Below are 25,865 nucleotides of genomic sequence, written 5' to 3' on the forward strand. Positions count from 1 at the left end.
AAACCCAGATCTCAAAGGTCTCGGCCCAGAAGCCCGCGCCGTACCGCCTAAGCGGTCGGCGTCGGGAGTACGTCACAGAGGGATTCTCGTTCTCGGGCGAGCCGGGTTGAATCCAAAATGGTATACTTTATTAATTTTTATACTTAATGCGAGAGAGGAGATTTTATACATAAACCGCTAGGGTGGGCAACTTGTTGCCCACCCTACGCGGCTTGCGGGGGAGGCGGAGCCTCGGGATATGCGTTCCCAGGCTGAGCCTGGGAACGAGTTTGAACGAGTTTGACGAGTTTGACGAGTTTGATTATATGCAAAGTATCAACATCAAAACCTTGTGCAAACCAAGCCGGTGGGGGAGGGGGCGAGAAACGTGGGGGATGGAAATAGCGAAGAGGCTTTTCGCGGGTCTGCTGATGGGGGCGGAGGGGTTGGGCGAGGATGCCTGGGGAGAGGATAGAAGGCATCGCCTAGGGGATCCTGCCAGGGAGGGGGTGGCGGCGGGATGCCGGAGAGGGCAGGTTGCGGATGGCCCACCCCGGGGAGAAACGGCGTCACCGTGCAACATCAACTTGCCCGGATGCGGGGCATTTCCCCTGGCAATTTTTTGTAGCAGCGGGGTGCAAAACCGCAACCGATCGCCCATCAAACTGCCCGGATAGGCTGCGCCGACAGTACCGGACCGAGGGGGTGGCAGAAAAATCATCCCCCTCCCGAGGATTTTGCATGAGCGGGCAATGGGTTAAGATATCAAGGCACAAGTGAACCGTAACGGTGCGGGGAAACGCCGGTGCAAGTCCGGGGCTGTGCGGCAACTGTAAACCCCGGGAAGAGGGGAGAAGTTCGAGCCGGTGGGATTTTCCCAGTGGCAACTGGACGCTCGAACTGCGCCACTCTCAACCGAGGTCAGCCAGAATGCCCCTCCGTTACTCGCTCACGATATTCCTGCCTTGCACGGGAAAGGAGCTCCATAGTTAAGAATGCATAACCTAAACACAACCAACTCGATCGCCGTGACATCTCAAACCCGAGACATCCAGTCTGTAAAACTGCCCCCTTTGCCGATGAAGCGTCCCCTGTTGCTCATCGGTCACGGTACGCGAAACGCCCAAGGGCGGCAGACGTTTTTGGATTTTGCTACGGCGTATGAAGCTTTAGATCCGTCGCGCCCGGTGGTGCCTTGTTTTCTCGAACTCACTGGCCCGACGATTCAGGAAGGGGTCGATCGCTGCATCGAACAGGGCTATACCGAACTGTCTGCTCTGCCGGTGCTGTTATTTGCCGCGCGCCACAACAAGTTCGATATTACCAACGAATTAGACCGGGCCAGAGAGCGCCATCCGCAGCTTAAATTTCACTACGGGCGTCATTTTGGCATTGCGCCGTCGATTTTGCAGATGTGGCGATCGCGTTTGGCGCAACTCGATAGCGGCGATCGCAATCCGCAGCAAATCGAGCGCTCGGACACTGTGGTGCTGTTTGTGGGACGCGGGTCTAGCGATCCCGATGCCAATGGCGATGTTTATAAAATGGCCCGGATGCTCTGGGAAGGCAGCGGGTATAAAAATGTGGAAGTCTGCTTTATCGGCATTACTCACCCCCGCCTGGAAGAAGGATTCGATCGCGCCCGCTTGTTCCAGCCCAAACGGATTATCGTTTTACCCTATTTCTTGTTTACCGGGGTATTAGTGGAGAAGATTTTCCACATCAGCGCCGCACAACAAGCGCAATATCCGGATATTTCAATTACCTGTTTGCCGGAAATGGGCATCCAGCCGGAATTGCTACAATTGATGCGCGATCGCGAAATCGAAACCCAACTGGGTGAAGTGCAGATGAACTGCGAAGCCTGCAAGTTCCGTCTGGCTGCAGTGGGCAACGGCAACGGTCACGCCCATCACCATCACGGCCACGACCATAGCCACGGACATAGCCACGGGCATGACCACGGACATAGCCACGGGCATGACCACGGACATAGCCACGGCAGCGAAGACCCCTATGCGGATCTCAGCGCCTACCACGATCGCATTTGGCAAACCCCCTAATCTCTCCCCATGTGAGTTTGCGTCTCTGTGCAAGTGAGGCGTAGGGCGCGATTCCCCGATTCCGGTAGGCAATTCTCCCACAGGCGGGTTCGGGGGACGCGCAGGCAACCCGTGGGGGTGGGGCGGGTTTCGCCCTAGAAGCGGGCGATCGACAGGGTGACGGTAAAGGTGCTGCCTTCGTTCAGGTGACTTTCCACTTCGATGGTTCCGCCATGCGCTTCCACGCATTTTTGCACGATCGCCAACCCCAAACCGCTTCCCCCAATTCCGCCTACATTGGCGGCGCGATGAAAGGGTTCGAAAACATGGGGTAAATCATCCTCGGGAATGCCGCGCCCCTCATCTTTCACGGTCAACATGACGTTATTCTTGTTACAATTTAAGGTAAAATAAATAAAGCGTTCTGATGGGGTATATTTTAAAGCATTGCACAATAAATTTTCCACAATATGTTTTAAAAGTTTGGCATCCAAACAGACGCTTTGGCACTCATTGCAAGGCACAAAATCAATGGCGCGATCGCTTCTTGAATGAAGAAACAGTTGTTCTCGAATCACATGGGCGCAAAACTCATTTAAATCCAATTGTGCCGGTTTAAATTCCAGTTGCTGCCTTTCTCCTTTGTCGAACAATAACGCATCTTCGAGCAAGCTGGTCATGTTGCGAATCCCGAGGCGAATTTTGTCAAACAAAGGAGTCGTTTTGTCTCTTGCGATTCCCTCATAGTAGCGTTCCAACATTTGGCACGAGAGATAAATGAGGTTGAGCGGCGTGCGAAACTCGTGGGAAAGGGTACAAATGATCCGGGATTTGAACTGGCTGACTTTGGTTTGGGTTTCTAACTGGATGCGAAAGTCTTCCAATTTTTGGCGGTCCGTGAGGTCGCGGATCGACCAGCGAAAGCCGGTTAATTCTCGCTGAGAATCGAGCATTGCAGAAATCGAAATAGAGCTGAGAAACCCTTGTTTATTGTGCGGTTGCAGCCACACTTCCCAGTCCCTTACCGCTGGGTTTTCTTGCAGGGCATGAAGTTGACGGCGAAAAATTTGGCGGTGGGATTGGGCGACGAACACGGTAAGGGGTTTTCCGCGCATAAACCTGGGGTCTGCATTCAAAAGCCCTGCTGCGGCGCGGTTGGCTTCCTGAATCTTGCCCCGAGTATCGGTGACGAGATAGCCATCTGGCGCTTGTTCGAATAACTCCCAATAGCGCGATCGCTCCACTTCCACTTGTTCCCGGGCGATCGCTAATTCTTGATTTTGCTGATGCATCTCTTCTGCCGCAACGTGCAACTCTTCTAACGCAACGGACAATTCGCTCACCACAGTTGCAATGACTTCTGGGGGCTGATTGTTTATCACGACGACAGATTTTTGAAGGGTCTCTAAGCGATTTTGGGCAGATTCGAGTTCTTCTGTAAAGTTATGAAAATCCATGAAGCCATCCGTAAGGGTGTAACTACTTTTGACATAAGCAAGGGTGCAAAATATGCATGCACATTTATTGGGGGGGAGGCGGTAGCCTCGGGAGGGACGTTCCCAGCATGGGCGGGGAACGAGTTAAGGAGTTAACGAGTTGTTAAAGTTGGACTGGGGTTGAAAGAGAATTAAATGCAGGCTTTATAAAATAAAATAAACCGGGGAAAATTGTCGCTACAATGGCCTTTGGTGCTTTCCATTCACAGCCGAGTGGGGAATGGTTTTCGCAAAGCGAAGGTTAAATCTGGTTCTGGAAGAACGCCGGGGATTTGCTGCTACAAATTGAGAAAATTGTACGCCTCAATCATTATAATCGAAAAATCCCCCAGAACTCGCCTCTGTGCTTTCCGGGGGTAGGGGTGAGGGCGAGGCGGGTACCGGGGAGAAACACACCGAGGGACGGGGCAAATACAAGGATTCACCGGCAGCGAACCGCATTCCACCCGGGAGAATCCACACCCCACAGGAGATTGTCAAAATTATCCCTCCCGGTTGTCATGGTTTTGTGACTGATGGTCTGAGGACGAGTCATCGGCGATCTGTTTTGATTTTTTTAGCTGCACTTCGGCGCGTTCTGCCAATTTCTCGCTAATGTCCCTGTGGATGCGAACCGCCTCAGAATGTGCCTCTACAGCGGCTTCATAGGCTTTATTTCCCGGTTCGCCGGCTTGTTCGGCTTTTTTGCCGTATTCCTCGGACTTTTTGGCCAGTCGGTGGATTTCCCGTGCCCCTGCCTCGATTTCTTTCCCCACCTCGGGCGATCGCGCGTCACCCTCTTGCAAAGACTGGCCGATTTGCTCTAAATGCTTGGCGTGCTTTTGCGATTGGCGCGCGTGTTGTTGGGCGGCTTTAGCGTTGCGTTGTGATGTTTCATGTTCCATAAAAAATCACCCCTGTGGGTTAAAATTGCATGTTTGCTTTCACGATAAACAAACCATCGGGGTTTTTGGCACTATCAGAAGGTAGAATTTATCGATCGCTCAGGGGATGAATTACATCTGCTCCATCATCAAAATTACCCCTTGGCATTCTCTGTTGTGGTCTCGCAGGGGATTGAAGCTGACGCAACACTGAATCGATCGCCCTCGGCGATTCACGGCATCCACGATCATTTGCGGACGTTCCTGTTCCCCGGCGAGGCATTGGCGCATGGGTTCTCGCAGGCGGTCCACGGGCAAACCGATATCCAAGCTAAAAATCGAGCGCTCTTCCACCTCATCGGCGCGCAATCCCCACAGGTCTTCTGCGGCTTCGTTCCAACTGGTAATGTTAAATTCGCGATTGACCACCACCACCCCGTTTTGCAAACTGGTGAGGATGGAATATAAAAATGCATTGGCTTGATTCAGGTCATTGGTCCGCAACCGCAACTCGTCATTAATGGTTTGCAATTCTTCGTTAGTTGAGTGCAGTTCTTCATTCATGGTTTCGAGTTCTTCGTTGGTGGATTGCAGTTCCTCGTTGGTGGTTTCGAGTTCTTCGTTGGTGGATTGCAGTTCCTCGTTGGTGGTCTCCAATTCTTCGTTGCTCGATTGCAGTTCTTCATTTGCGGTTTCCAATTCTTGGGTGGAAGAGTGCAGTTGTTCTTGCAGGTCGTGATAGCGAGTCACGTCCATAAAGGTAATGCTGGCGCCAAACAAGTCACTGCCATTTTCTTCCAACACGGCGAGTTCCACATCCAGGTATTGGACGGCATTTTCTGGCAAATGGCGAACCACATCTTTTTCCATCACGGAGGTGCGATCGCGGTAAACCCGCTCGATGCGCGATCGCAACTCCAGGGGGCGGTAGGAAATTTCCAAATCCTGCAAGGGTTTGCCGATATCCTGGAGGTCGAGGCGGAACATGGAGCGCGCCTGCTGATTGGCCAAAACCAGGATGCCGTTGAAGTCTACCACCACTTGAGCTATCGGCAGCTTGTTAAACGCCGCTTCGCGCAACAGCACGTTTGGCGAACTACGGTAGCTGACATCTTCGTCCGTCCCCTGGGCTAACACCATCAGGCGATCGCGCAGCTCGAGTTGCGCCACTTTCGTAAAGATGCGGTGTTGCAAACTCAGCGGGGTAAACAGGTTCGTGTGAGTGAGCAGCATTTCCGCCTTGCCCAGAAACAAGGCCCCGCGCTCTTTCAAGGCAAAGTGAAAGCGAGCCAAAATCCGCGATTGAGTTTCGGCATTAAAATACATCAAGGTGTTGCGACACACCAGCAAGTCCAGGCGAGAAATCGGCGCATGCTGCACCAGGTCGTGACAGCCGAAAATCACCCCCCGGCGCAGGTCGGAGTCAACCACCCACCGCTCTCCCACGGGCTGGAAGTATTTCTCTCGCAATTCGTTGGGCAGCACTTCGAGCTGTTGAGGGTGATAGGTTCCCTGACGGGCCTGCACCAAGGCATCGCGGTCCATATCCGTGGCATAGATTTTGACGCGCTGACGAAACTGCTCTACCCCGATCGCTTCGGCCAAAATCATCGCCAGGGTGTAGGGTTCTTCTCCCGAAGCGCAGCCGGCACTCCAAATGCGGATCTTTTCTTGCGGAGGTTTGGCGTTGAGAAGATTTTGCAGGGTATGACGCTCAAAATACTCCCAGGCACTGGCATCGCGGAAGAAGCTGGTGACGTTGATTAAAATAGTGTTAAATAGGGGAGAGAACTCTTCGGGATGGACTTCCAGGTAATCTAAGTAATCGCTAAAGTTGTCGATGTTGTGCGAGTGCATTTGCTTTCTCACCCGGCGCTTCAGGGTGGAGCGCTTGTAGCCGGTGAAGTCAAAGCCGCGCGATTGCCGCAAAAAGTCGAGGAGGGCTTCAAATACTCTATCGTCGTTGCTATTCATGGGGTTCGGGTGTCTACCTACCGGATCGCGGAGTGCTTGCGATCTCGATTTTACCACCAATCCTCATCCGTCGGCGGCGCTTGAATGGTAGCGCTTGTGCAGGGATAAAGACATGGGAAAAACAAGTCGGCGCGATCGGTGTGGGAGTCAGGGAAAAAAGCCGATCGCCTGCCGGCGGGATGAGCGGTGAAGAATTTGGCAGCTAGGGGATGTCAGTTGCCCAGGGTTGTTTCCGCATCCCAGGATCCCTGGGAGTTCGTCAATTTCACCAGAGTGGCAGCTACTTCCGACAAGGGCACGATCGCGTCTACTAGGCCGGTGGCGATCGCGGCTCCAGGCATGCCAAAATGTTCCGCAGTGGCTTGGTTTTGCGCGATGACGGTGCCGCCATTGCGTTTGATGGCTTCTATGCCTTTTGCCCCATCGTGACCCATGCCGGTGAGGATGGCAACCAGCGCCCGGTCTTTGTAGCGCGTGGCGATCGACTCGAAGAGGATGTCGGCGGAGGGTCGCACGAAGTTAACGCGCTCGGTTTGCGTCAGGTGAAAGGTCCCATTCTCGGCGATCGACAGATGGTAATTCGCCGGCGCAAGGTACAAGCAGCCGTCAGAAAGAGCCTGCCCTTCCTCTACGGGGTAGATCGATAAGGCGATCCGCTTCGCGAGAATCTCCCCCATCATCGAAGGATGGCGGGGATCGAGATGTTGCACCACCACCAGGGGCAGGGGAAAATCTTCCGGTAAATGCCCGAGCACTTCAATCAAGGCTTGGACGCCCCCCGCCGAGGTGGCGATCGCCACAATTTCAAATCGACGCTTAGCGGCGGATCCGGCGCGATCGTCCGTTTTGTTGTCTTCTGTTTTTGAAGAATTGTTTATCATATCATAACCTCTTTTATTAGTTCTCTACTCACTGATATATTTTTTTAAAAATTCTGTTTTTTACTATTGTCTTAAACTGTAGCATAAATAATTTTTGTTTTGTAGCCGGGAGATTGTAGTAATTTACCCTCAACTTGTAAAATACAAGGGATAGACCTGAGAAGTGTTCATCACCAGAGCAATGTCCAAAGAATTTACGATTGGGGATAAAGTCCGGGTGGTGGCTTTGCCCGCTTATGTGAAGACCGCCGAATCCATGCCGATGCTGCGTCCGCCGAATGTGATTAAGATAGGAGAAGAAGGGACTATCCTCGATCGCCAACCGGGCGGATATTGGAGCGTGCGCTTTACCAACGGAGCGTTTCTGCTCGAAAGCCAGTATATCGAATCGGCGAGGGAGGAGCAACCCCCACCGGAAACCGAATCCGATACCGGGCCAGACCCCCTGGCACCTGAAGAAAACTGATGAAAACTCATACTGCTTGCTTGATTTTTAATCCCGTGGCGGGGAAAGGAAATGCCGACGCCGAGTTAAGAACCATTTTCCAGCTTTTGTCACCGCAGATAAAGCTCGATATTCGCTATACCCAGCCGGATGTCAGCGCCACCGAGTTGGCAAAAGCAGCGATCGCCGATGGCGTGGATTTGGTGATTGCTTCTGGCGGGGATGGCACCATTTCCGCCGCCGCCAAAGCCTTAGTTCACACGGAAATTCCCTTGGGTATTATTCCCCGAGGAACCGCCAATGCGTTCGCCGCCGCTTTGGGAATTTCCGATAAGATTCCCGAAGCTTGTGACGCGATTTTAAACGGCGTGACCCGGGTTATCGATGCGGCATCTTGCAACGACCAACCCACGATTTTGCTCACCGGAATGGGATGGGAAGCCGAAGCGGTAGAAAATGCCGATCGCGAGGCAAAAAACTGGTTTGGTTTTCTTGCTTACGTGCTCTCCGGATTTGAAAAATTATGGGATATGCACTCGTTTACTGCCCAGATCGAAATCGAAGGAGAAGTCACGGAAATTAAAGCCCTTGCCGTGACAATTGCCAATGCAGCGCCGCCGAGTTCTGTCTTGGCCCAAGGGCCTGCCGGCGTGCTTGTGGATGACGGAAAATTGGATGTGACGATTATTTCCACCGCCAACGAAATCGGGGCGTTGCAAGCAGTATCGAGTTTGATGGGAGGGGCATTACTCGGCACTGCAGCGAACCGGGAAGATATCGTTTACCTGCGGGCAAAAGACATAAAAATTACCGCCACGCCGCCACAAAAAGTGGCGATCGATGGCGAGTTGAAAGATGAAATTCCCTGTTTGAACTTTCGCTGTCTTCCCCTGGCATTGCAGGTGGTGGTTCCCCAGGTTTAAGGGCGATCGCCGGTGGATTTCGCCACCGCAAAATCCACAATAATCGGCAGATGATCCGAACCAACATTTGGTCCGATTCGCATGTGGATAATTTTAATTTCTGGAGAAACCAAACAATGATCGATGGGGATATAAAATAAAGGCTTGTGGGTGGGCCAAGTGGGCATGACGCCAAATCCCTGACGGCTATTTTGCAAGTTGGCAGTTTTCACCATAACTTGATAGTAAGGCGACCACATGGTGGTGTTTAAATCTCCCACTACCATCGCCGGGGTTTTCAGGTCAGAAACATATTCGGCGATCGCGGCTAACTGTCGGTTTCGCGCTTTAAACAATTGGCGGCGAGTGGGAATATGCGGATGAGTCGCCACCAGGGATAATTCTTGTCCGTTTAAGGTGACTCGTGCTAAAATAGCCGGACGATTTTTCACCACTTGTTGGATGCTGACATCTTCGAGGGATTTCTTGCTGTACACTGTCACGCCCCCCGCCCGCACCACATAGGGAAATTCATCCTGCAAAACCGCTAATTTATCCGCCCAAGTCCCGTTAGATTCCAGGAAAACGGCAAAGTCCGGTTGTTCGTTTCGCACCAAAGAAATCGCGCGATCGTACTGTTCGTTCCTCCCCAAAACATTGGATATCAACACCCGATGCGGTGGGGAAAATTCCACCCGATCCGGGAAAGATTGCGCCGGAAAATACCACGGGAGAATCGCCCATAAATTAATCAGCAGACAAACTCCACTGAATAACAGCCAAAATCCCTGGCGCGTCAGCGCGAAATAAATCGCCGGAAAAATCGCTAAAATCAGATATTGCAGTTTGAAATGAGACAGCAGTTCAAATCCTTGATGAAAGCCTCCCAAATAGCCGGCAATGGAAGGACCCATTACCCCCAAGGTGAACAGAATAAATCCTCGGGTAAAAAACCGCTTCCACTGCGGATACCAGCGAATCGGGCGATGAAGCACTCCCCATTTCAGTTTGACTTTCAAATCAGCAGAAATAGGGAGTTTGTTGATTTCTTCTACCAGTTGTTCTATCGGTTGGGTTTTGCTGCGCTTTTTATACAGTTCGATGGCGATTCCATCCACCACCAACTTGCTCGCAAAATTCGCCAGCAATCCGATAAGGGTTAAAATGAATAATCCGCCAAATAATCCCAACGGTCCTCCCAGACTTTTTAGGGCAGATAACACCTCGTCATTCCCAATTCCCCCCCGGGCATTTACCCTCAGAAATAAATACAAGGTGGGAATGCCAATTGATGTGGCTTTGATGAAGATTTCATCCATTGTTGGTTTCCTCTAGGGTCAGCATTTTTTTGCTGGATTGGGTTAAAAAAAGCCTTATAGCTAAAGTTGGTTATAAACCGACTAGGAACTTTACATTAAAAGCATTTTAGTCGGTTTTAACCCACATCTTGCACCATTCTCAATAACCCTTTGTCACCCGACGATCCGGCGGGGATTTTAATCCCCCTCGGGTGTCGCTTTAAAATGAGAGGTTAATTCCCACAATAAGTGGAATTGTCCTAAGTAGTCGGCGAGGGAAAAGAAAGTCAGCAAAACAATACCCACTTTCAGTCCCAGCAGCAGGATGGACTGGAGTGGCCCGAGTCCTAAAAAAAGCATCGAACTTTTGCATCCGCCTAACCTCACTAAAGTGATTCGAGAAGAAAAGAAGAAGAAGAGAAGAGTTGAAAAAATTCGCCCCCCGAGGAGGGTGAAGGTAGAGACAGGTTGCGGGGAACCAAACCGAAGAGATCCGCCGCCAGAGTGGGGAAAAAGCGCCCAATGCATACGATAAATGAGGGAAATAGCAAATGGAGGGGCGATCGCGCAGCCAGTTGCGATTTGCGTCAGACCCGGTTTCGCGCTAAGTTATCAATACAGTCCCCATAGCTCATCTGAGATTTCTGAATACGTCAGCACCCCGCTCGTGCATAGGCGGGGCTTCAAGCCTCGATATGAACGGTAGCTGACCAGCTATCCCATGAACGAGGGCTGCGTTATCGGCAAGAGTTAAAATACCTACTTTGGGATGCCACGCCAGTCCCGAGCGGCTAGAACCGAGGCGAATTGAGCGAGCGAAAACTGCACCTCTTTTCGCTCTCCCCAGTGGGGGACGGCGGCTCAAGCCGCTCGTGTCGTTTTTCCTCCGCGCTCTTGCATAGGCGCGGCTTCCAAACTACCGGAGTTTTTTCGTGATTGCAATCTATCCGGGCAGCTTCGATCCGATCACCCTAGGGCACCTCGACATCATAGAGCGAGGCTGCAAGCTGTTCGATCGCGTCATTGTGGCGGTGTTAAGGAATCCGAACAAAACGCCCCTGTTTACCGTAGAAAAGCGGTTAGAGCAGATTCGCCACTGCACCGCTCATCTGTCTAACCTAGAAGTAGACAGTTTTGAAGGGCTAACGGTGAACTATGCCAAAATACGGGGAGCTGCGGTCCTCTTGCGAGGGCTGCGAGTTCTCTCGGATTTCGAGCTAGAACTCCAGATGGCTCATACAAACCAAACTCTTGCTTCCGAGATCGAAACCGTTTTTCTGGCATCTTCGAACGAATACAGCTTTTTAAGCAGTAGCGTCGTGAAAGAAATTGCCAGATTCGGCGGGCCGCTCGATCGCCTTGTTCCCCAATACGTTGCGCTCGATATCTACCGATGTTACGCCAAGACTCAGCCAGGATTGACCCCGAAGACCGATCCAGCATCCCCGAAGAATCCTCCGACACCGGAGCTGGATCCCTAGATATCCAGCGGGAACTGAACCGACTCGAAGAGATGATCCTCGATAGTCCCCGCATTCCCTTAACCGGACGTACTCTCGTAGACGAAGAACAGTTGCTCGAGCACTTAGACCTGCTGCGGCTGAATTTGCCTGGTGCGTTTCAGGAAGTGGAAGAAATTATCCGCCACAAAGACGAGATTATCGTGCAAGCGGAACAATACGCCCAGGAAATCCTCGATGCAGCGGAGCAAAGAGCAAACCAGATTCTCGATGAAATGGGCATTGTCCGCCAAGCGAAGCTAGAAGCGGACCGCCTCAGACAGCAGGTGCAGCTCGACTGCGAAGCGGCCCAGGAACAGACCATATCCGAAATTGAAAACTTGCGGCGACAGGCGCAACAGGAGCTTGACGAAATGCGCGCAAGGGCGATCGCTCAAGCAGAAGGCATCGAACGCGGAGCGGACGAATACGCCGACAGCGTGCTGCAAAACCTCGAGAGCCAACTCGGCGAGATGCTGCGGGTAATCCAAAACGGGAGAGCGCAACTCGATCGCAACCCGGGCGGCGGGTCCGCGCCACCGAGTTCCGGATCTTATCCAGAGCGATGAGAAAGACAAAAGATTGGAATTAAAGGAAGAATTTGGAATGGCAAATCGAGAGGTTCTCAGCTAAAAATTCTTCCGTATTTTTGTTTTAATTTTTAATGGTTTGCTCTGGCTTGATGGGTTCAGAAAAGTTTCGCCGTCAGTTACGAGAGTGCGCTCGCCAGTGGCGGGCAGAAGGGGAAATTTCCGAGGAACAGTACCAACACTTTGCGGCGCGATATCAGTTTGACAGCCTGGAGACGAGTACCCGAAATCGCCTGATTGCCATTTTAATTGGGTTGGGGGCGATTCTGGTGGGCATCGGCGCGATCGCCTTAGTGGAAGCGAATTGGCAAGTGTGGTCGCGATCGCTGAAGATTTCCCTGCTCATGGGGCTATTTGTAGGGATGAACGCGATCGGGTTTTACTTGTGGCGCGTGCCCGGGAAGGCATCGGAGCTAACCTGGGATTGGCAACATCGGGTGGGACAGGGATTGCTGCTATTCGGATCCGTGATTATGGGAGCCAACATGGTGCTGATCCGGGAAATGTTCCTCCTGCATGGGGCGCGCGCCGAGTGGTTTTTGATCTGGGGCCTGGGAGTGCTGGGGATGGCCTATAGCCTGCGGTTGAAGTCTGCCGGCATGGTGGCGACGGCATTAATTGGCCTGAGTTATTGGCCCGGATTGGCAGAGGTTTATTCCACAGATGGGATATCTTGGCTCAGGCCGATCGTGCAGCACATGCCCTTGATGTCGGCGTTTCTGCTGTTACCGTTGGCTTATTGGTGCCGATCGCGCTTCATTTTCTTGGGGGCGGCGATTCTGCTGATGGTGTCTCTGGAAGTGAATTTGCTGGTGGGGATGAGCCTTTTAAACCTGCCTAACCCTTGGATGCTGGCGATCGCCTATGCCTTGCCCCCCACCCTGCTGTGGAGCTACGATGACAATCGCTGGCAGTTAACCTCTCTGTTCGATAAATTCGACCCGGGGATTCGGTTTCGCCCGTTGGCGCGGACTTTGGCCCTGGTGTTTCTGACCGTGACGTTTTATTTTATGTCGTTTCATTGGTTTTGGTCGTCTCGGGTGCAGAATTTGGCGATCGCGGGAGAATTGGAAAGCTGGATGTGGACCGGTCCAGTGGCGGCGGCGCAGGTTCGTCACGGGTTGTCTTATCTGGTGGATGTGGCGATCGTGCTCGGGAGTTGGGTGGCGTTAGAGTGGAATACTCGCTTCCCCGCGTCGCCGGGGCGATGGAAGTTTGAGATCGAAGCGGTGGTGGGGAATGGGTTGGGGTGCGCGATCGCGATCGCCTCGGGGGTGCTGTTTTGGCATGTGGCGATCGAACCTCTGCTGGGAATTGGGGCATTTGTGTTTAATCTGCTGCTGTTTTTCTTGGGGTATGGGTTGATTCGCGAAGCGGTGGCGCGCGGGGTGCGCGGTACGTTTTGGTGGGGGACGATTCTGTTAGCGGTGCAGATTTTCAGCCGCGCGATCGAGTACAATATGGGATTAGGAGTTAAGGCGGTTGTGTTTCTCGGTTTTGGTGTCTGCACGATCGCGCTCGGAGTGTGGTTCGAGCATTATCTGATTCGCCGCAGTCGGTGGCTGTCTTTGGCCTCGGCATCGGTGGAGGAGAAGGGGGACAACCGAAGCGATGATGAATGAACCGCGCGATCGCAACTCAGAATCGGCGATCGGCAATTTATTCGCTCCCAAGTCGGTCTGCGCATGGCGATTTTGGATTCCTATGCTGTTTCAAGCGTTGCTGATTCTGTCGGTACCCCTACCGGCAATTTACATCCACAGAACCGGTCGGGTGGTGCGGTTGGCAACGGAACCGATGGATCCGGCGCAGATGGTAGCGGCGCGATCGCCTACGGTGTCTTATCAAATTTCTCATTTGGAAATGCTCGATAGGCTTCCCGGGTGGGAGAGGTTACCGGGGACCTCCCTTTGCACTCAGCGATCGTCGAGCGGGTCGCGGGAGTGCGAAAATGAAGTGCAGTTTTTGTCAGCCGGGATTGGAGTTTATGTGATTTTGCAAGCAGCGGAAGGTGAGCCAGAGCCGGGGTCGCCAAAGGTCTGGGAACCGGTGGGCTTAAGCCGCGATCGCCCCACCAATTTGCCCCCAGACCAAATCGCCATCGCGGCGCGATCGACGGGGACTTCACTTAAGTATGGCGTGGAGCGGTTTTATTTATCTCCGCCCCTGCGCCAGCACTTAAGTGAGCTGGCTAGGTCGGTGCCACCCCCAGAAACCGAGGAATCAGAGGAACCGAATCTGCAGGAGTTGGTGGTGGAGGTGAAGGTGGATGAGAAAGGGAATGCCCTCCCAGTGGGGGTTTGGCTGGGCGATCGCTATTATCCTTTTTAATCGATTTCTCTCCCACCCGCGCCGTTCCACGGTTGCAAATTCCCATGATTAAATGACCGCGCATCTGTTGGAAAGGCGATCGAAACCGTTCTTGAGGAACATTTATGGTAATATAGCTGCATTGCGATAAAGTAAAATAATGAGCGAGCGTTCTGCGATCGAGCGATCGCAGGCGAAAAAACATGTTGTTTCAAAATTGGAGAAGGAGAAAATTACATGACATCATCCGTGCAAACAACGCATGAGAGTTCCCAACCCTTAAAGCTGAATTGGTGGGCGGTGCTATTTTTTGCCACTTTTCATGGGGTGGCGTTGCTCGCCCCGTGGTTTTTTTCCTGGTCCGCCCTGGGGGTGACGCTGTTGCTGCACTGGCTGTTTGGGAGTATTGGGATATGTTTGGGCTATCATCGGTTGTTGAGTCATCGTAGTTTGCAAGTTCCGCAGTGGTTGGAGTACGTACTCGCCTTCATCGGCGCATTAGCCCTGCAAGGCGGACCGATTTTCTGGGTCGCCGGACACCGCCTGCATCATGCGTACACTGAAGATAAAGAGAAAGACCCCTATTCGGCGCAGCGGGGATTTTGGTGGAGCCATATGTTATGGATTTTCTATCCCCGGGGGGAATTTTTTGACTACGAGCGCTATAACCGATTTGCACCGGATTTGAGCCGCGATCCCTTTTATCGGTGGTTAAATCGGTACTTTCTCCTGCTACAAATTCCCTTAGCCGTGCTGCTGTACGTCATTGGGGGTTGGTCGTTTATCATCTATGGCGTTTTCGTGCGATCGGTCTTGTTGTGGCATAGCACCTGGTTCATCAATTCCGTGACCCACGTGTGGGGATACCGCACCTTTGAGAGCAAAGACAACTCTCGCAATCTGTGGTGGGCGGCGATTTTCACCTATGGCGAAGGCTGGCACAACAACCACCACGCTTATCCCAACGTTGCCAAAGCCGGATGGCGTTGGTGGGAATACGACCCCACCTGGTGGGCGATTTGGCTGCTCAAACGCCTGGGTCTGGCGCAAAAAGTGGTCATGCCCCCGGCACAAAGCACGAGCAAAGGATAAGATACACCTGTAGGGGGTTCGAGTCCCCCGTATAGATTCCGGTTCTCCGGAAACCGAGGGCAATGTTCGATAGCAAGTGATATAAAAGCGGCAATTGCCCTCGGCGCGATCGCCAATTAACTTACCCAATGTATGCCTTTAAACGAGCCGCCGTAGGGTGCGCGACCCCCGCACCGAGGTTGGGCAATGTGGCGCGCGATCGCCTGCGGGGGTCACGCACCGCAATCCGGTGGATGGGAATGCCACATCGTGGGTTTAAGAGAGCGAATGACCCTAAGTGAGGTGAGGTTCCCCCCGGCGGGGAAACCGGGATTACTTCAAGCGGCCCGATCGCAGAATGCTGACAATCAACCACAAACCGATAAAACTAGCCGCCGCAAACAGCACATCACTCACCCAGTAGACCTGAGAAATTTCCGTTTGAGCGGAGATAATTGCCGCGCCCATAATCAGAGAACCGACCAAGATACTAAACGAGAGACGGTTCGCCGAATCATCGATCGTGCGACGCAAGCCTTCCACCTCGCGCACCGACAAATTCCAGCGCAAGGTTTCCGAAGTTACCCGGTCTAAGAGCACCTCAAATTGCCGGGGAGATTGTAACGAGAGATTTTTCACATCCAGGGCCGTTCTGAGCAACCCTTGCAGGGGAGCTTCGCCGATGAGCTGACGTCCGAATATATCCGTCATTAACGGTTTGATTTGCTCGGCGAAATTATACTCCGGGTCGAGATTGCGAGCGATTCCTTCGAGATTGGCGATCGCCTTCGCGCACAGCCCCATATTCGAAGGCATTCGCAGGTTGTTATTCCGAGACACTTCCAGAATTTCATAAAACATCTGGCTAAAGCTCAGCTCGGACAGACTCATGTTATAGTACCGCCGCAGCAAGCGATCGTAGCTGGTTTCCAGGGTGGACATATTCACGCCCTTGCTGGTAGTTCCCGCCATTTCCACCGCAAGCTGACTGCAGCGTTGGGCATCGAGATTGACCATTGCCAACAGCATCTCGATCAGAAGCTGCTGGGTGCGCGGATCCATGCGACCGATCATGCCACAATCGATCAGCGCCACCCGCCCTTCCCCGATATAGAATAAATTGCCCGGATGGGGGTCAGCGTGGAAAAAGCCATCCACGCAGATTTGCTGGAAAAAGACCCGAGTCACCAGAGTAGCGACCTCGCGTTTTTGCAGCCTACTATCTGCATTATTGGGGTCTTTTTTATCCCCATAATCTGCCAGCAAAATGGGAGCGCCTTCCACCCATTCCATCACCAGCAATTTTTCGGTCGTCAAATTCCAGATAATTTCCGGAATGATTAACTTGCTCGGGTCGAACCAGCGACTCTTGGATAAATTGCGGCGCAGGCGATCGGTAAATCCGGCTTCTTCCGCAAAATCCAATTCCCCACGCAACGCACCGCCGAATTCATCCGCGAGCGATTCGAGATCGTAAGATTCGCCATAGTCAGTAATCGACGCCAATTCTGCCAATCCCGAGAGCAAGGCAATATCTTGCTCCACCACAGTTTCGATTCCGGGGCGCTGAACCTTCACCGCCACTTCCCGTCCATCGCGCAGGGTAGCCCGATGGGTTTGGGCAATGGATCCCGCCGCCACGGGTTGGGTATTAAAAGTGGAAAACACCTCTTCGAGAGGCTGTCGAATTTCTTTGCGAATCGTGACTTCCACTTCCTCCCAAGGAACTGGCGGTACTTCCGCTTGTAGCGCCGTCAGCTCGTCAATATACTCCTGGGGTAAAAGGTCCGGGCGGGTACTGAGCAGTTGACCCAATTTGACATAAACCGGGCCGAGATCCACGAAAATATTCCGCAGAACGGCTGGTGGCGGGAGTTTCGGCTCATCGGGTTTTCCACCCGTCAGCAGCCGCCGCATATAATCCCAACCATTGCGAAAAACGACCTCAGCGATATCGCGCTGACGACCGCTGGTTTGAGTGAGGTTTGATATCATGCTATAACTCGCCGCTGATTAAATGAAAAGGACTCAGGAAGAAGGGACAAAGATGGCGGGTCGATCCAGCGCCACCTACCGAATCGGTCCTGGGATTGCCAAACTAGGGATTGGGCTGTTCGCCGTCTCCTTCAGGACGGACGATATCTTGTTCGCCGAGATATTCGCCGTTTTGAACTTCGATGAGGACCAAAGGAATCACCCCCGGATTTTCTAGGTGATGGGGGGTACAGGCGGGAACGTAGGTGGATTGGTTTTGCACCACCAGGGATTCGTTATCGCCGCAGATCACCTTTGCGGTACCGGAAACCACGATCCAATGTTCGCTGCGGTGATAGTGGATTTGGGTTTTGAGGCGATGTCCGGGTTTGATTTCTACCCGGCTAATGCGATAGCGATCGCCGCTTTCCAACACCGTAACGGTGCCCCAATAGCGGCTTTCGGTGGTCACTTCCCGGTTGTCTACGGTGGAAGTGTTCGATGCGGACCGATCCATTGTTTTTTCTGGTTTGGTTTCGGTTTTGGTTTCGCTCATTGAGTATCTCCCGAAGGTTTGTAGCGCGATCGCCTCGGTTGCGCTGCGGCTGATGGACGTTAGCCCCCTACGCATTCCCGGACGGTTCACACGCGCGCTTTCCTACAAGATAACGCAGGGACGGCGGAAGGTGGCGAGGGTGAACGGGCCTGGGGACTTGCCCGTTTTCCCGGGCGGGTTACAATTCGCTGCGAAATTGCGGGTCTTCTTCTAAGCGCTTGAGCACTTTTTTGATGTCTTGGGTGCGGTCTTTTTTCACCACCAAGGTGACGTTGCGATCGCGCACTACCACCACATCGGACAATCCAATGGTGACAATGCGATCGTCTTCGCTGCTGGAATAGACGATCGCCCCGGTGGTGTCCATCCCGATATGAGGCGCAAGTTCCAAATTCGCTTGGTCTCCTTTGCGGAGTCGTTCCAACGCCACCCAGTCTCCTAGGTCATCCCAGCCAAACGAGGTGGGAATCACATAGGCGACGCGAGTTTTTTCCATTACCGCATAGTCGATACTGGTTTTCGGCAATTCGGCGTAGGCGGCGGCACCTTTTTCGGCTAAGGGATCCAGGATTTCCTGGGCGTGGGTGCGGAGTTCTTCTAACACCACACCGGCTTTGAAAATAAACATGCCGCTATTCCAACTGTAGCGACCGGTGGCGATAAAGTGTTCGGCGGTGTCGCGTACGGGTTTTTCCGTAAACCGATTGACGCGATAGGCGGTGAGGAAGCCATAGGTGCCGACGGATTCTCCTTGTTCGATATAGCCGTATCCCGTGGCGGGATGGGTGGGTTGGATGCCCAAGGTGACGATCGCCCTTTGGTTTTGCGCCAGATCCCGCGCCGAAAGGAGGGTTTTGCGATAAGCCGATTCGTCCCCGATCCAGTGATCGGCGGGGAAAAAGCCCACGATCGCCTCTTCCCCATGTCGCCGCGCGATTTCTAAGGTGGCCCAAGCCACTGCAGGGGCCGTATCTTTTCCCTGGGGTTCTACCAGTAAGTTTTCTACCGGCAATTCGGGTAACTGTTCTTTGATTCCATCGGCAATTTGGGCATTGGTGACTACCCACAAGCCGTCCCAACCCCCCGCAACTTCCAACAAGCGATCGGCGGTGGCTTGTAGCAGGCTTTTGCCACTTCCATCTAATGATAAAAACTGTTTCGGACGCGATCGGCGAGAAAGAGGCCAGAATCGTTCCCCTTTGCCACCAGCGAGAATTACGGGAATCATTGACTGTTTTTTTTAGCTCAATTGTTGGGTTTCATTATACCCGTTCTCGCCTCGGACTTGGCTGGGCGTTTGATTTTTCTCCCGGCAGCTTTCCCCGGGTTATTGGGTCAAAGCCCACTTCCCTTTTTGGCAATCTTATCTTTTAACATACTCAGGGGTAAATTGCAACCCCTTTTGTGGAGGAATTGCCGCAATTGTTGGGAATTCTCCATAAGTTGCCTGCGGGGGAAGCCACTGGGGCAAAGGTTGTTTATTACCCCGGCAGGTTTGGATACAATTATGACGATTAAATTTTGGTAAAATAGGCGGTAAAGATGAGATTAAATTCCGGTTTATTTCCGGCAGAATTACGGCTTTTGGGGGAAATGTTTGGGATCGCTTGGGAAAATCAACCTCGGAAAAGCAGTATTTTTTGGCAGTATTTGCGCGAAATTATTCTGTGGCATGCTCTGGCTTTGAGTGCCGGGAAACCAGAGAGGCGACTTGGCAAGGGATTGTTATCTAAGATACAAAACCCCCGGGGATCCGAAAGAAAAACCCTTTTGCGGTGGAACCGTTGAGGGCTGGGGGTCTCGGGTAAGAGAATGCTTGATGTGAAAAAGTTGTGAATTGGAGCGACTTGAGAACGGGATGCGAAGAATTGTATCGTTTTGTAAAGTTTGCTGAGAACTTCACAACTTATTCACAAAGGAATTTTACGTTGGTCATAGAAAGACGAAGCACTGTAGAGCGAGCAGGCGATCGCGCTCCGGTGGAAGGGGAAAAGTTCCACTGACTGCCGGAGGTACAGTCAATCGGTTGAGAAGCGTCGCTCCCCATCGATAACGGGTTATTGCCTAGCTGAGTGCTTCTCTTTACATTTGAGAACGAACGGTAATTTAATAAACCAGCATGGGGGATATATGAATACTTGTCCTTGTTGTTCCTACCCATTAATGCGACACATTCGCAGTCATAGTATCTACTGGTTTTGCCACCATTGCTGGCAAGAAATGCCCAACTTTGGCGAGTGTGAACCCTTAACTGTGGGAGTATCGAGTGGGGTGGATGCACCACAGGTAATGCCAATGGTACGGGATCCGTGGGAATGCGAAATCAGCTTGAGAGACAACGCGCGAGTTGTGGCGCGCAATAGTAAGTTTGACAATGCCAAACCAACACCGCAGCGGTATGAGGTGTCGAACATGTCAACGGGGCGATCGCCAATTAAGCGCGATCGGGTATTGACCGGCGTGTCCAACGTTGAGTAATCTGAAAAAATAAGTCAACAGCCAATCATCTCGATGGAGATGGCCAGTGGGTAAAAAGCGGGCGGCGCTTGTGAGTGGTGTGAATTGAGTCAAAGGGTAAAATAAAATCAACCGCCCGCCAAAGGGAAAGGCGCGGTGAGAACCATCCTGAGTCCGAGGGGGAAAATGGGTATTTTACAAGCACAGAAAAGCTGGACTGAGGATAGAGAATGTTCGATACCGTAGAGGTGTATGAAAATGCCTCTCCACCGCCGCCACCGCACCGGAAAAAAAAATCGCGAAAACGAAAGCCCACAAGAGCGAAAGCGTCATTGTCCGCGATGCTGGCGCGTCTGGTATTTTGCAGTTGTGGGTTGCTATTGCTAGGTAGCATATCGGCAACCGTGGGGGGGATTTTGGCACTGGTGCGCCCAAATGTGGCGTGGATCGGAACGCAGAGGCGATCGCTGAGCCAAGAAATGCGCGATCCCCTGCAGGGGTATGAATTATCCAGACCCATGAACGTTTTGCTGGTGGGGATTCACCCAGACTCCGAGGCGCAGAACTCCCCAGAGTGGAGAACAGAAAACAGCGATCTGATGGTGCTAATGCGCTTCGATCCCGAAACCGAATCGGTGCGGGCGCTGTGGATACCGCCCCAGACGCGAGTGAAGATTCCGCAACGGGGACGAGCAACCATTGCAGAAGCGAACCGAATTGGCGGAACCGCGCTCACCGCCCGTTTGGTGAGCGATCGCTTAAACGGCGTGGCGATCGACCGCTACATTCGCCTCAATAGCCAAGGATTTCGACAGGGAGTGGATTGGTTAGGGGGGGTAGAAATGAATCTCGCCGAGTCGATTCCCATTGTGCAGGAGGAGGACTCGGTGTCGGAAAACCGACCACCGGGATGGGAAACCTTAACCGGCTTGCGGGCGCTACAGTTTGTCGGGATGAGAGACGGCGAAGCGGATGGAGAATTGGAGCGAGTGCAGCGACAGCAAAGATTTCTGAAGGGATTGCGACATCGCCTCGCGAGTCCCAGGGTCGCACCGCAGTTAGAGCGCATGGTGCGGTTGATGCAGGAATATGTGGATACGAATTTAAGCGCCGAAGAAATGCTGGCCCTGGTGAATCTGGCCCGATCGCGATCGCCCGAGGGGTTGAAAATGGTTCTGTTACCCGGGCGGTGGCGCAACGCCGATTCCGAGGAAAACCGACAGTGGACCATCGATGAGTCCGATCGCGATCGCCTCATCGCCGAGTATTTCCTTCCCGAGTCTCGCAACGCCGATACCGAGGAAAGCGCAGAGGACAGCTCAGAGGCGCAGCGATCGCTCAAACGGGTAAAAATTGCCGTTCAAAATGCATCCCGGGATCCATTGGCGGTGGGACAATTGGTTAACTCCCTCAAAGCGCAAGGGTTAGAAAAGGTTTACCCGGTAGCCCCCTCGCCGCAAACCCAACGGCACACCGAAATTATTGCCCAAAATGGGGACTTCGCCGCCGCCAGCGCCCTGCAAACCCTGTTAACCACCGGGCGGATTGAGGTGAGTTTCACTGGGGAACTCGGTTCCGAGATGACGATTAGAATCGGTGACGACTGGCTCGAGGCTTCCGAATCCGATTTGCTAAAGTAAACCGGAGGCAAAACGCGGCTAGAAGGCAGCAACCCAGATGGCACAGAAAAAATCGAGAGCGGCGAAAGGCTCTTTAGTACGGCGCTTGTCCATCGTCATCTTAGTGGGGGCACTGGCATGGTTGTGGGTGATGCTCAGTGCCACACCGGCGATCGGAGGGGAAGGCGGATAAATCCGGGGAGGGTGGAGAAACAGCCTCCTCCCCTGTTACCTTGCTTTGTCAGGGATAATGCATTGTTTACAATAGCTGGTATCCGACAGCGGAATATCAGGGGGGAAAACCGGAGTACCGAGGGTGAAAAGCGATACCAGAGAGTGCGCTCCCCTGAGTCACTGGCCAATTCGAGTTAATTTTATCCGCTTTTCCCTGGCTTTTGAACGAGATTCGCCGCACTCTCCTTTTGTCGCAAAGCAGGGTGGTACAATGATTTCATCTCGAGCGGTACAGTAAAAGACCCAACTACCGATTCCGAGCCACCCGCAGACACGACCTCTTGAGAGATGGACTAACACCCTGTAAATCCTAGAGAGTCGGTTCATACCGGTGGGAGTGCGGGTCAAAGTTTCACTACACGCCCCATAGCGGAAACGACTTGGGGGTGTTGCTGGGCTAAAGTTTCCAGAACACGGCGAGAATGCCGCCTGTGGGGAGGGATAAGCCCTTCTAATCAAGAAGACACCACCACTTTGCGTAGCAGGTGGAGGAGCATTCGTCCACAGAAGGCAACCCTTCTGGTAGAATTTTGAAGGTTTCTATGACGCACGATCGATGGGAACGAGACGCGCAAGGATTGCAATAGATGCGATGGGTGGGGATCATGCCCCTGCCGAAATTGTCGCTGGAGCGCTTAGAGCTTCTGAAGAGCTAGGCGTTGAGGTTTTATTGGTAGGAAATCCCGAAAAGATTGAATCCTGCCTAAATGAGCGTAAAAAAGACGCGAACCCCGCCGCTGTGGAACGTTTGGAAATCGTTCCGGCTGAGGATGTGGTGGAAATGCACGAGGAACCCCTGAGTGCATTGAAACGGAAGCGCAAGGCTTCTATCCGGGTAGCGATGGGGCTGGTGAAAAACAACGACGCTCATGCTGTGGTGTCTGCAGGACACTCGGGAGCCGCAATGGCAGCCGCTTTGCTGCAATTGGGGCGTTTGCCCGGGATTGACAGACCGGCGATCGGAGCAGTGTTGCCCACCATCGACCCGGATAAGCGGGTTCTGATTTTAGATGTGGGAGCCAATGTGGACTGTCGCCCCAAGTTTCTCGAGCAGTTTGCGGTGATGGGCACGATTTACAGCCAATACGTACTCGGCGTGGAAGAACCCCGGGTAGGACTGCTTAATATTGGGGAAGAACCCACCAAAGGAAACGATTTGGCGGTTCGGACTCATCAGATGTTGCTGGACAATCCCCAAGTACCGTTTGTGGGCAATGCCGAAGGACGGGACGTGCTTTCGGGCAACTTTGATGTGATTGTCTGTGATGGATTTGCGGGCAATGTGTTATTGAAGTTCGCCGAAGCCGTGGGTGAGGTGGTGCTGCAAACTCTGAAAGAAGAGTTGACCGACGGCATCCAAGGCAAACTGGGCATGGCGCTGTTGAAACCGAGCTTGAAGCGGTTTAAGCAGCGGGTGGATCACGTGGAACATGGGGGTGGGTTGTTATTGGGAGTGGCCGGCGTGTGCATTATTAGCCACGGTAGTTCCCAAGCCCCGACGATTTATCATGCGATTCGGTTGGCAAAAGACGCGATCGAGCATAAAGTGCTTGATAGAATACAGTCGCAGTTTCAAGAAAAGGGTCAGCAATCGGCGGTTAGTTCTCAGCCGAGTGACGGCTAAGGCAGAACTTGCCTTTGACTGCGAATGAACCCAGCGACTGAGGGAGAATCACTTTGAAAGAACTAGGGGTAGGTATTGCAATTACAGGCAGTGGTTCCGCAACCCCAGCGGTTTGCCTGGACAACGATCGCTTGTCTGAGATGGTGGAAACCTCGGATGAATGGATCGCATCTCGCACGGGGATTCGGAACCGCCGATTGGCTGCACCGGATTGCTCGTTAACTGAACTGGCCGATCGCGCGGCTCGAGAGGCGATCGCCATGTCTGGAATCGCCGCCGCTGACCTGGATCTGATTATTCTGGCCACCTCCACTGCTGATGACCTATTTGGCAGTGCCAGTACGATTCAGGCAAGCTTGGGGGCGCGAAAAGCCGTGGCATTTGACCTGACGGCGGCTTGCTCGGGATTTCTGTTTGGCATGGTGACGGCGGCTCAGTTTATTCGCACTGGGGCTTATAAAAATGTACTGCTGATTGGGGCAGATATCCTCTCGCGCTGGGTGGACTGGACCGATCGCCGCACCTGCGTCCTGTTTGGCGATGGTGCCGGGGCCGTGGTGATGCAGGCGTGCGATCGCGCCGATCGCCTGCTGGGGTTTGAATTGTGCAGCGATGGCACCCAAAACAAATGTCTGCAATTGCCCTATCAGCCTCAATCCACAGAACTCCTGGAAGGAGTGGCGATCGCCCAAGGCACCTATCACCCCATTACCATGAACGGTCAAGAAGTCTACCGCTTCGCCGTCAAACGAGTGCCGGAAGTTATCGAAAAAGCTTTATTTCGCGCCGCGATCGGCGTCGATGACCTCGATTGGCTGCTGCTGCATCAAGCCAATCAACGCATCCTCGATGCGGTGGCCCATCGACTGAAAATTCCCGATCGCAAGGTGATAAGCAATCTCGCTGACTATGGCAATACCTCCGCCGCCTCTATCCCCATCGCTCTGGATGAAGCCGTGCGCGATGGCACTATTAAACCCGGAGACACGATCGCCGCCTCCGGTTTCGGTGCGGGCCTGACTTGGGGTGCCGCTATCTTTCAATGGGGTTAGCGACTGGTCATTAGTCATTTGTGCAATGACTAATGACCAATGACCAACCACCAATAACCAACAACCAATAACCAACAAAGAAGTGATGACGAAAACAGCATGGGTGTTTCCGGGACAGGGGTCCCAAAAAATTGGCATGGGAGTGGATTTGGCAGAGGAGCCAATTGCGAGCGCCAAATATGAAGCCGCCGAGAAGATTCTCGGGTGGTCGGTGCCAGAAATCTGTAACAGCGAAGACGATAAAGTATCGAACAGTCTCTACACGCAACCAACTCTTTATGTGGTAGAGAGCATTCTGGCGGATTTGATGCGCGATCGCGATCGGCAACCGAATCTGGTGGCGGGTCATAGTCTCGGGGAATATGTCGCCCTCTATGTAGCCGGGGTTTTCGACTTCGAGACCGGATTAAAACTGGTCCTGCGGCGCGCCGAATTGATGTCAACTGTTGCGGGGGGGCAAATGATGGCCCTGATCGGATTTAACCGCGAGCAACTCGAGGAGCAAATCGAACAAACTGCTGACGTGGTACTCGCTAACGACAACAGCGACGCCCAAGTGGTGATTTCCGGCACCCCGGAAGCGGTGGAAGCGGTGGCGAGCAATATCAAGACCAAACGCGCGGTGAAATTAAACGTTTCCGGTGCGTTTCACTCCCCCTTCATGGCACCCGCCGCCGCTGAATTTCAGACGGTACTCGACGGCGTAACCTTCGCCGATGCGGGGGTGCCGGTACTGTCGAATACAGATCCCACCCCGACGACGAATGGCGAGAGATTAAAACAGCGTCTCAGCAGTCAAATGACCGGTTCGGTGCGCTGGCGAGAAATTATGCAGCAGTTCTCGGAACAAAATATCGAAACTGTGGTAGAAGTCGGTCCGGGTAAAGTGCTGAGCAATCTCATCAAACGGGCTTGTTCTGGAATCAGTTTAGGGCAAGTGGGAACCCTTGCAAATTTACCGGAATAACCCAGGGTTTGTGACTCGTTCTCAGGCTACCG

Annotated in this window: 26 protein-coding genes; 16 read left to right on the top strand and 10 right to left on the bottom strand. The window is 53.0% G+C overall.

The annotated features are described in order from the left end of the window. Positions 1–374: 374 nt before the first annotated feature. Together LKK83_RS16235 and LKK83_RS16240 are read left to right on the top strand one after the other, a co-directional pair. Positions 375–656: a hypothetical protein gene (locus tag LKK83_RS16235; protein WP_324632265.1), complete on the top strand. Its 282-nt coding sequence runs from the start codon at positions 375–377 to the stop codon at positions 654–656. A gap of 351 nt (positions 657–1,007) precedes the next feature. Beyond that, positions 1,008–2,042 (top strand): sirohydrochlorin chelatase, encoded by a 1,035-nt coding sequence (locus LKK83_RS16240; RefSeq protein ID WP_324632266.1) that lies wholly within the window; start codon positions 1,008–1,010, stop codon positions 2,040–2,042. A gap of 134 nt (positions 2,043–2,176) precedes the next feature. On the opposite strand, the gene LKK83_RS16245 is transcribed toward LKK83_RS16240, so the two are convergent. The 4 genes from LKK83_RS16245 to LKK83_RS16260 form a co-directional block, all read right to left on the bottom strand. Continuing rightward, positions 2,177–3,478 (bottom strand): PAS domain-containing sensor histidine kinase, encoded by a 1,302-nt coding sequence (locus LKK83_RS16245; RefSeq protein WP_324632268.1) that lies wholly within the window; start codon positions 3,476–3,478, stop codon positions 2,177–2,179. A 342-nt stretch (positions 3,479–3,820) separates the two neighbouring features. Continuing rightward, positions 3,821–3,997 carry a hypothetical protein gene (locus LKK83_RS16250; RefSeq protein ID WP_324632269.1) on the bottom strand — a complete coding sequence of 59 codons (177 nt, stop codon included), beginning with the start codon at positions 3,995–3,997 and terminating at the stop codon, positions 3,821–3,823. Positions 3,998–3,999: 2 nt separating this feature from the next. Then, positions 4,000–4,401, bottom strand: coding sequence for a hypothetical protein (locus LKK83_RS16255; protein WP_324632270.1), 402 nt, complete (start codon positions 4,399–4,401; stop codon positions 4,000–4,002). Between the two features lie 111 nt (positions 4,402–4,512). After that, positions 4,513–6,354, bottom strand: a complete 1,842-nt coding sequence (locus tag LKK83_RS16260; RefSeq protein ID WP_324632271.1) for a CheR family methyltransferase — start codon at positions 6,352–6,354, stop codon at positions 4,513–4,515. Between the two features lie 32 nt (positions 6,355–6,386). Here LKK83_RS16260 and LKK83_RS16265 point away from each other — a divergent pair, with 32 nt between their 5' ends. Then, on the top strand, positions 6,387–6,560 hold the full coding sequence (locus LKK83_RS16265) for a hypothetical protein (protein ID WP_324632272.1): 174 nt from the start codon (positions 6,387–6,389) through the stop codon (positions 6,558–6,560). A 6-nt stretch (positions 6,561–6,566) separates the two neighbouring features. Here the strand turns inward: LKK83_RS16265 and LKK83_RS16270 are convergent, their stop codons facing one another. After that, positions 6,567–7,235 carry a chemotaxis protein CheB gene (locus LKK83_RS16270; RefSeq protein ID WP_324632273.1) on the bottom strand — a complete coding sequence of 223 codons (669 nt, stop codon included), beginning with the start codon at positions 7,233–7,235 and terminating at the stop codon, positions 6,567–6,569. Between the two features lie 181 nt (positions 7,236–7,416). On the opposite strand from LKK83_RS16270, the gene sipA reads away from it, so the two are divergent. Together sipA and LKK83_RS16280 are read left to right on the top strand one after the other, a co-directional pair. Further along, complete coding sequence (sipA, locus tag LKK83_RS16275) at positions 7,417–7,701, top strand: regulatory protein SipA (protein ID WP_324632274.1); 285 nt, start codon at positions 7,417–7,419, stop codon at positions 7,699–7,701. Next, entirely contained in the window at positions 7,701–8,603 is a 903-nt protein-coding gene (locus LKK83_RS16280) for a YegS/Rv2252/BmrU family lipid kinase (protein ID WP_324632275.1), read from the top strand. Before sipA ends, LKK83_RS16280 begins: the two co-directional genes overlap by 1 nt. Here LKK83_RS16280 and LKK83_RS16285 read toward each other — a convergent pair. After that, positions 8,600–9,901, bottom strand: coding sequence for an endonuclease/exonuclease/phosphatase family protein (locus LKK83_RS16285; protein WP_324632276.1), 1,302 nt, complete (start codon positions 9,899–9,901; stop codon positions 8,600–8,602). The two genes, LKK83_RS16280 and LKK83_RS16285, sit on opposite strands and share 4 nt — an antisense overlap. Before the next feature lie 177 nt (positions 9,902–10,078). Beyond that, positions 10,079–10,240 carry a hypothetical protein gene (locus LKK83_RS16290; RefSeq protein WP_324632277.1) on the bottom strand — a complete coding sequence of 54 codons (162 nt, stop codon included), beginning with the start codon at positions 10,238–10,240 and terminating at the stop codon, positions 10,079–10,081. A 572-nt stretch (positions 10,241–10,812) separates the two neighbouring features. On the opposite strand from LKK83_RS16290, the gene coaD reads away from it, so the two are divergent. The 5 genes from coaD (at position 10,813) to LKK83_RS16315 (ending at position 15,371) form a co-directional block, all read left to right on the top strand. Next, positions 10,813–11,361, top strand: coding sequence for a pantetheine-phosphate adenylyltransferase (gene coaD, locus LKK83_RS16295; protein ID WP_324632278.1), 549 nt, complete (start codon positions 10,813–10,815; stop codon positions 11,359–11,361). Further along, entirely contained in the window at positions 11,274–11,948 is a 675-nt protein-coding gene (locus tag LKK83_RS16300; protein ID WP_324632279.1) for a DivIVA domain-containing protein, read from the top strand. The genes coaD and LKK83_RS16300 overlap by 88 nt, the downstream gene beginning before the upstream one ends. A gap of 95 nt (positions 11,949–12,043) precedes the next feature. Then, entirely contained in the window at positions 12,044–13,591 is a 1,548-nt protein-coding gene (locus LKK83_RS16305) for a DUF2157 domain-containing protein (protein WP_324632280.1), read from the top strand. Next, entirely contained in the window at positions 13,581–14,300 is a 720-nt protein-coding gene (locus LKK83_RS16310) for a GDYXXLXY domain-containing protein (protein ID WP_324632282.1), read from the top strand. Before LKK83_RS16305 ends, LKK83_RS16310 begins: the two co-directional genes overlap by 11 nt. Before the next feature lie 228 nt (positions 14,301–14,528). Beyond that, entirely contained in the window at positions 14,529–15,371 is an 843-nt protein-coding gene (locus LKK83_RS16315) for an acyl-CoA desaturase (protein ID WP_442957324.1), read from the top strand. Positions 15,372–15,683: 312 nt separating this feature from the next. Here LKK83_RS16315 and LKK83_RS16320 read toward each other — a convergent pair whose 3' ends face one another. The 3 genes from LKK83_RS16320 to LKK83_RS16330 all read right to left on the bottom strand — a co-directional run bounded on the left by LKK83_RS16320 (position 15,684) and on the right by LKK83_RS16330 (position 19,108). Beyond that, entirely contained in the window at positions 15,684–17,345 is a 1,662-nt protein-coding gene (locus LKK83_RS16320; protein WP_324632284.1) for an ABC1 kinase family protein, read from the bottom strand. A 103-nt stretch (positions 17,346–17,448) separates the two neighbouring features. Then, positions 17,449–17,841, bottom strand: a complete 393-nt coding sequence (locus tag LKK83_RS16325) for a phosphomannose isomerase type II C-terminal cupin domain (RefSeq protein ID WP_324632327.1) — start codon at positions 17,839–17,841, stop codon at positions 17,449–17,451. A gap of 217 nt (positions 17,842–18,058) precedes the next feature. Next, a complete protein-coding gene (locus LKK83_RS16330; RefSeq protein ID WP_324632286.1) occupies positions 18,059–19,108 on the bottom strand; it encodes a mannose-1-phosphate guanylyltransferase in 1,050 nt (349 codons plus the stop codon). Positions 19,109–20,043: 935 nt separating this feature from the next. On the opposite strand from LKK83_RS16330, the gene LKK83_RS16335 reads away from it, so the two are divergent. From LKK83_RS16335 to fabD, 6 genes are all read left to right on the top strand, one after another. After that, the gene (locus LKK83_RS16335) at positions 20,044–20,358 is read left to right on the top strand and encodes a hypothetical protein (RefSeq protein ID WP_324632287.1); all 315 of its coding nucleotides are present in this window, start codon (positions 20,044–20,046) and stop codon (positions 20,356–20,358) included. Positions 20,359–20,567: 209 nt separating this feature from the next. Then, positions 20,568–21,977: an LCP family protein gene (locus tag LKK83_RS16340; RefSeq protein ID WP_324632288.1), complete on the top strand. Its 1,410-nt coding sequence runs from the start codon at positions 20,568–20,570 to the stop codon at positions 21,975–21,977. 37 nt (positions 21,978–22,014) lie between these two features. Continuing rightward, complete coding sequence (locus LKK83_RS16345) at positions 22,015–22,149, top strand: hypothetical protein (RefSeq protein ID WP_324632289.1); 135 nt, start codon at positions 22,015–22,017, stop codon at positions 22,147–22,149. A 597-nt stretch (positions 22,150–22,746) separates the two neighbouring features. After that, entirely contained in the window at positions 22,747–23,814 is a 1,068-nt protein-coding gene (plsX, locus tag LKK83_RS16350; RefSeq protein ID WP_324632290.1) for a phosphate acyltransferase PlsX, read from the top strand. A gap of 53 nt (positions 23,815–23,867) precedes the next feature. Beyond that, positions 23,868–24,866 (top strand): beta-ketoacyl-ACP synthase III, encoded by a 999-nt coding sequence (locus LKK83_RS16355; protein ID WP_324632291.1) that lies wholly within the window; start codon positions 23,868–23,870, stop codon positions 24,864–24,866. 85 nt (positions 24,867–24,951) lie between these two features. After that, the gene (gene fabD / locus LKK83_RS16360) at positions 24,952–25,833 is read left to right on the top strand and encodes an ACP S-malonyltransferase (protein ID WP_324632292.1); all 882 of its coding nucleotides are present in this window, start codon (positions 24,952–24,954) and stop codon (positions 25,831–25,833) included. Positions 25,834–25,865: the final 32 nt, after the last annotated feature.

This window comes from Phormidium sp. CCY1219 (assembly GCF_035615515.1).
In the GTDB taxonomy this organism is placed as follows: Bacteria; Cyanobacteriota; Cyanobacteriia; order Cyanobacteriales; family Laspinemataceae; genus CCY1219.

Excerpts from the sequence above, each read along its gene's own strand:
- LKK83_RS16335 (WP_324632287.1), top strand. The coding sequence starts at position 20,044 with ATGCGACACATTCGCAGTCATAGTATCTACTGGTTTTGCCACCATTGC.
- LKK83_RS16260 (WP_324632271.1), bottom strand. The coding sequence starts at position 6,354 with ATGAATAGCAACGACGATAGAGTATTTGAAGCCCTCCTCGACTTTTTG.
- plsX (WP_324632290.1), top strand. The coding sequence starts at position 22,747 with ATGGGAACGAGACGCGCAAGGATTGCAATAGATGCGATGGGTGGGGAT.
- LKK83_RS16320 (WP_324632284.1), bottom strand. The coding sequence starts at position 17,345 with ATGATATCAAACCTCACTCAAACCAGCGGTCGTCAGCGCGATATCGCT.
- LKK83_RS16235 (WP_324632265.1), top strand. The coding sequence starts at position 375 with ATGGAAATAGCGAAGAGGCTTTTCGCGGGTCTGCTGATGGGGGCGGAG.
- LKK83_RS16280 (WP_324632275.1), top strand. The coding sequence starts at position 7,701 with ATGAAAACTCATACTGCTTGCTTGATTTTTAATCCCGTGGCGGGGAAA.
- LKK83_RS16340 (WP_324632288.1), top strand. The coding sequence starts at position 20,568 with ATGTTCGATACCGTAGAGGTGTATGAAAATGCCTCTCCACCGCCGCCA.
- LKK83_RS16290 (WP_324632277.1), bottom strand. The coding sequence starts at position 10,240 with ATGCTTTTTTTAGGACTCGGGCCACTCCAGTCCATCCTGCTGCTGGGA.
- LKK83_RS16310 (WP_324632282.1), top strand. The coding sequence starts at position 13,581 with ATGATGAATGAACCGCGCGATCGCAACTCAGAATCGGCGATCGGCAAT.
- LKK83_RS16305 (WP_324632280.1), top strand. The coding sequence starts at position 12,044 with ATGGTTTGCTCTGGCTTGATGGGTTCAGAAAAGTTTCGCCGTCAGTTA.
- LKK83_RS16300 (WP_324632279.1), top strand. The coding sequence starts at position 11,274 with ATGTTACGCCAAGACTCAGCCAGGATTGACCCCGAAGACCGATCCAGC.
- LKK83_RS16330 (WP_324632286.1), bottom strand. The coding sequence starts at position 19,108 with ATGATTCCCGTAATTCTCGCTGGTGGCAAAGGGGAACGATTCTGGCCT.
- LKK83_RS16270 (WP_324632273.1), bottom strand. The coding sequence starts at position 7,235 with ATGATAAACAATTCTTCAAAAACAGAAGACAACAAAACGGACGATCGC.
- sipA (WP_324632274.1), top strand. The coding sequence starts at position 7,417 with ATGTCCAAAGAATTTACGATTGGGGATAAAGTCCGGGTGGTGGCTTTG.
- LKK83_RS16255 (WP_324632270.1), bottom strand. The coding sequence starts at position 4,401 with ATGGAACATGAAACATCACAACGCAACGCTAAAGCCGCCCAACAACAC.
- LKK83_RS16285 (WP_324632276.1), bottom strand. The coding sequence starts at position 9,901 with ATGGATGAAATCTTCATCAAAGCCACATCAATTGGCATTCCCACCTTG.
- fabD (WP_324632292.1), top strand. The coding sequence starts at position 24,952 with ATGACGAAAACAGCATGGGTGTTTCCGGGACAGGGGTCCCAAAAAATT.
- LKK83_RS16245 (WP_324632268.1), bottom strand. The coding sequence starts at position 3,478 with ATGGATTTTCATAACTTTACAGAAGAACTCGAATCTGCCCAAAATCGC.
- LKK83_RS16345 (WP_324632289.1), top strand. The coding sequence starts at position 22,015 with ATGGCACAGAAAAAATCGAGAGCGGCGAAAGGCTCTTTAGTACGGCGC.
- LKK83_RS16325 (WP_324632327.1), bottom strand. The coding sequence starts at position 17,841 with ATGGATCGGTCCGCATCGAACACTTCCACCGTAGACAACCGGGAAGTG.